Here is a 4,998-nt window from a genome sequence, read left to right as displayed (position 1 = left end):
CGCCGGGGGGAACCGTTCGCGGCCCGTGCCCTGCGGGCGGTGCGGCGAACCGTTTCCTCGTCGGCCGCCCGTGAGGTCGCCGAGACCACTGCGACCGCCGAGGTGCTGCAGCAGCCGGTCACCACCGGCCGTCAGATCGCGGTGACGTCCATCCGCGGCGGGTCGGGCAAGACGACGGTGGCCGCGCTGCTGGGCACGACGTTCGCGCACTACCGGCAGGACCCGGTGCTGGTGGTGGAGGCCGACCCGGCGCTCGGTTCGCTGCCGCTGCGGCTCGGCGCGGAGAGCCTGCGCTGGACCACCGGCGACCTCGCCGACCTGGTCGAACCGCAGATGACGCTGCTCGACGTCACCGGCTACCTGGTCAAACTGCCGGGCAACGCCTGGCTGTTGCCCGCCAGCCAGGGCCAGGTCGGCACCATGCTCAGCACCAAGGCGTACGAACGGGTCATGGTGTCGACCCGCCGTTACTTCGGGGTGACCGTGGTGGACTGCGAGACCATGCCGGCCGAGGTCGCCCGCACCGCGCTGTCCGCCGCGCAGGCCCGGGTACTCACCGTGCCGGCCACGCTGGAGGGCGTGGCCAGCACGCTGGCGGTGCTGGAGTGGATGCGCGGGCTGCCGCGGGACATCACCACCTCGACCGTGGTGGTGATCTGCGAGACCGTGCCGCACTCCGGCGTCGACCTGGCGAAGGCCACCGAGCGGCTGGAGGCCACGGGGGCGCGCGTGCGGGTCCTGCCGTACGACCGCCACCTGGCGGCGGGCGGGACGATCCGCACCGAGCTGCTGGCCCACGACACCCGGGAGGCCGCCACCCGGCTGGCGGCGGAGGTCTTCCAGCTCTCCCAGAAGAGGCGCTGACCGCCCGCCCCGCCCGGCGGCGAACCCACGGGCCCGCGCACCCGTAGGCCCGCGAAGCCCCCGGTCCGGCGGGCCGCAGGCCGCGACACCGAGGACGCCGAGGAAAAGGCAAGGACGATGAGCACCCGACTGATCCACCGGCCGGCCCGCACCACCCGGCCCCCCGCCTCCCCCGAGCCGCGCACCATCGAGGCGCCGCCCAACCTGCCCGAGGGCAGGGCGGGTTCGGTCGCCACCTCGCTGCTCCCGGTCGCCGGTGTGATGTCGTCCGTCGTGATGATGACGGTCATCCGCAGCAGCCAGTTCGCGGCGCTGGGCGCGATCATCCTCGTCGTCACCGTCGTCGGCGCGATGGTCCTGCTCTTCTCCCAGCGCGGCAAGGCGCAGCGCACCCGCCGCACCCAGCGCGAGGCGTACCTGTCCTACCTGGAGGACCTGCGGGAGGAGCTGTTCCAGGAGGAGACGCGGCGGCGGGAGCGCGCCCAGGTGCTCAATCCGCCCCCGGACGCGCTCCACGACATCGTGCGCGACCCCGCCCGGCTGTGGGAGCGGCGCCGGACGGACACCGACTTCCTGCGCGTCCGGGTGGGCACCGGTGAGATGCCCGTCCGCGATCTGAAGGTGGGCCAGCCCAACTCCACCGTGCTGACCCCGCCGGACGAGTTCATGCTCAACGAGGCCTCCGCGCTGGTGTCGCGCTTCGGCATCGGCACCGCGCTCCCCCTCACCGTGCCCCTGGACCGGGTCGGCGACGTCAGTGTCGTGGGCAGCCGCGAGGACACCCTGCGCGTGGCGCGGGCGCTGATGGCGCAGGCCGCGGCCACCCACGCGCCGGACGACGTGGCGATGGCGCTGGCGGTGCCCGGTGACCGGGCGGCCGACTGGGAGTGGGCCAAGTGGCTGCCCCATCTGCTGGACGGCGAGCAGTTCGACGGGCCGGTCGCCGCCCGCCGCATCGAGCCCTCGCTGCTCCAGCTGGCCCGCCGCCTGGGGCCCGAGCTGCGCCGCCGTGCCTCCTACGCGGCCGAGGTCCGCCGGGGGCTGTCCGACCGGGCGGCCCTGTCGATGGCCTCCCGGCTGCTGGTGGTGGTCGACGGGCACGGTGACGACGCGGTGGACCTGCCGCGGCCCGACGACGCGGTGGGGCTGCGCGACATGGGGGTCACCGTGCTGCACCTGCTGGACCGGCGGGTGCAGGAGCCGGGCAGCGTGAGCCTGCGGATCACCGTCGAGGGCGACCGGGTCGAGGTCGAGGACCTGCGCATGCCGGAGCCGATCGCCGCCGTCGGCACCGTCGACGACATCGGCGTCCCCTTCGCCGAGGGCCTCGCCCGGATGCTGGCCCCGCTGCGGCTGTCCGCCGAGTCGATGGCCGACGCGCCGCTCGCCGGGCCCGTCGGCTTCGCCGAGCTGCTCGGCATCGACGACGTCGCCGACCTCGACCTGGACCGGCTGTGGTCGCCGCGCGGCGAGCGGGCCTTCCTGCGGGTGCCGATCGGTGTGGGCGACACGCACGAGCCGGTGCTGCTCGACCTGAAGGAGTCCTCCGAACTCGGCATGGGCCCGCACGGCCTGTGCGTCGGCGCGACCGGTTCCGGCAAGTCGGAGCTGCTGCGCACCCTGGTGCTCGCCCTGGTCGCCACCCACCCGCCGGAGGACCTCGCCCTCGTCCTCGTCGACTACAAGGGCGGAGCGACCTTCGCCCCGTTCGCGGACCTCCCGCACGTCGCCGGCGTGATCACCAACCTGGAGAACCAGGCCGGCCTCGTCGAGCGCGTCCACGCCTCGCTCGCCGGGGAGGTCAAGCGCCGTCAGCAGGTGCTCAAGAACGCGGGCAACGTCGCCGACATCGGCCACTACGCCGCGCTGCGCGCCGAGAGACGGCCCGACCTCGATCCGCTGCCGCACCTGTTCGTGGTGATCGACGAGTTCGGCGAACTCCTCACGGCCAAGCCGGACTTCATCGACCTGTTCCTGTCGATCGGCCGGATCGGCCGCTCCATCGGCGTCCACCTGCTGCTGTCCAGCCAGCGCATCGAGGGCGGAAAGCTCAAGGGGCTGGACACCTACCTGTCGTACCGGCTCGGTCTGCGCACCTTCTCGGCCGACGAGTCGCGCACCGTCCTGGACACCACGGACGCCTTCCACCTGCCCCCGCTGCCCGGCTTCGGCTATCTGAAGGTCGACACCAGCCACTACGAGCGGTTCAAGGCCGGCTACGTCTCGGGCGCCTACAACGGCCCGGTGCGGCGCGAGAGCGAGGACAGCGGACCGCTGGCCCTGGAGTACGCGGCGTACAACACCCTCGGCGAGGACGGCGAGGGCACGGCCGAGGAGCCGAAGGCGCGCCGCCGGGAGACCGGGCCCACCCAGATGGGCATGATGATCGACCAGCTGGAGCGGGCGGGCGCCCGCCCGGTGCGCCAGATCTGGCTGCCCCCGCTGCCCTCCGCGGTCGCCCTGGACAAGGTGGCGGGGCCGGTGGCGGTGGGCGCGCGGGGCATGCAGCTGGCCGGGCGGCGCGGCCCGCTCCAGGTGCCGCTCGGACTCCTCGACGACCCGACCAGGCAGTGGCAGGGCCAGTGGTACCTGGACCTCACCCTGGCGGGCGGTCACGCGGCGGTGATCGGCGGCCCGCAGTCCGGCAAGACCACCCTGCTGCGCACGCTGGCCCTGTCGCTGGCCCTCACCCACACCCCGCAGGAGGTCGGCGTCTACGGGCTCGACCTGGTCGGCGGCGGCCTCCAGGTGCTGTCCGGGCTGCCGCACGTCGGCGGGGTCGCCGGCCGCGCCGACCGCGAACGGGCCGCCCGCACCGTCGAGTCGGTGCGCGCCATGCTGGACCAGCGCGAGGAGCTGTTCCGGGTCCACGGCATCGACTCGCTGGAGCAACTGCGCACCCGGCGCGCCGCGGGGCAGGTGCCGGAGCTGGCGTCCACCGAGATCGTGCTGCTGATCGACGGGTTCGGCGCCCTGCGCGACGACTTCGAGGAGCTGGACGACGCGGTCTCCGACATCCTCAAGCGCGGCGGCGGCTACGGCATCCACGTCGTCGCCGGCATGCTCCGCTGGAACGACGTGCGCATCGCCACCCAGTCGCAGTTCGGCACCCGGGTCGAGCTGCGGCTGAACGATCCAGGCGAGTCCAGCATCGAGCGCAAGCTGGCCCAGACGCTCTCCCCGGAGGAGAAGGGCCGGGTCCTCACCGACGGCAAGCTGTTCGCCCAGGTGGCCCTGCCCCGCGCCGACGGTCTCGCCGACGCCGACGACCTGGGGGCGGTGCTGGAGCGCACCGCCCGCCAGGTCCGTGCCACCTGGACCGGCGAGGTCGCCCAGCCGGTGCGGGTGCTGCCCCACGTGCTGGAGCCCGACGTGCTGCCGACCGCGGTGACGGAGCCGCGGCGCGTGCCGGTCGGCCTCGACCAGACCCAGCTCGAGCCGGTGCTGCTCGACCTGTTCCGGCACGACCAGCACCTGGTCGTCATGGGGGACAGCGAGTGCGGCAAGACCAATCTGCTCAAGGTGGTCGCCCAGGGGCTGATCGAGCGCCACGGGGAGGACGAGCTGGTCTTCGGCGTCTTCGACCCGCGGCGCGGCCTGCGCGGCGCCATCCCGGAGGAGTACCGGGGCGGTTACGCCTACAACTCCAAACTGGCCGCGGGTCTCGCCGCGGGCATCGCCTCGGAGCTGGAGAAGCGGCTGCCCGACGAGGGCACGGACGGCGAGGAGCTGGAGCCGGGCAGCTTCTCCGGGCCGCGGATCGTGATCCTGGTCGACGACTACGACGTCCTCACCACCGCGGGACAGCAGCCCCTCGCGCCGTTCGTGCCGTACATCCCGTCCGCGGTCGACATCGGTCTGCACTTCGTCGTCACCCGACGGGTCGCGGGCGCCGCGCGCGGCCTGTACGAGCCGCTGCTGCTGGGGCTGCGCGAGTCCGGCGCCTCGGCCCTGGTGATGGCCGGCGACCGCGGCGAGGGCCAGCTCTTCCCCGGTGTGTACGCCGGTGCGCAGCCGCCGGGGCGCGGCGTGCTGGTGCAGCGGGGGCGGCCCAGCCGGCTGATCCAGACCGTCCACGCGGGGAACAGGTGAAACACGCATGACGAAGGACGTCATCACCCTGACGAAGAACAT

Annotated in this window: 2 protein-coding genes; both read left to right on the top strand. The window is 73.7% G+C overall.

Annotation, left to right across the window (positions count from 1 at the left end):
- On the top strand, positions 1 to 864 hold an 864-nt coding region (locus tag HW445_RS18065), incomplete at its 5' end, for a MinD/ParA family protein (RefSeq protein WP_218957116.1).
- Positions 865 to 981: 117 nt separating this feature from the next.
- Positions 982 to 4,956: a type VII secretion protein EccCa gene (gene eccCa, locus HW445_RS18060; RefSeq protein WP_180222035.1), complete on the top strand. Its 3,975-nt coding sequence runs from the start codon at positions 982 to 984 to the stop codon at positions 4,954 to 4,956.
- Positions 4,957 to 4,998 lie beyond the last annotated feature (42 nt).

Origin of the sequence: Streptomyces sp. UH6, from assembly GCF_013421635.1 — a bacterium.
GTDB classification, from domain to species: Bacteria; Actinomycetota; Actinomycetes; order Streptomycetales; family Streptomycetaceae; genus Streptomyces; species Streptomyces abyssomicinicus.
The sequence above is the reverse complement of the archived record's forward strand: the minus strand, read 5'-3'. Positions and strand labels throughout refer to the sequence as shown.

Bases quoted from the DNA above. Each gene is read 5' to 3' on its own strand.
- eccCa (WP_180222035.1), top strand. From the start codon at position 982: ATGAGCACCCGACTGATCCACCGGCCGGCCCGCACCACCCGGCCCCCC.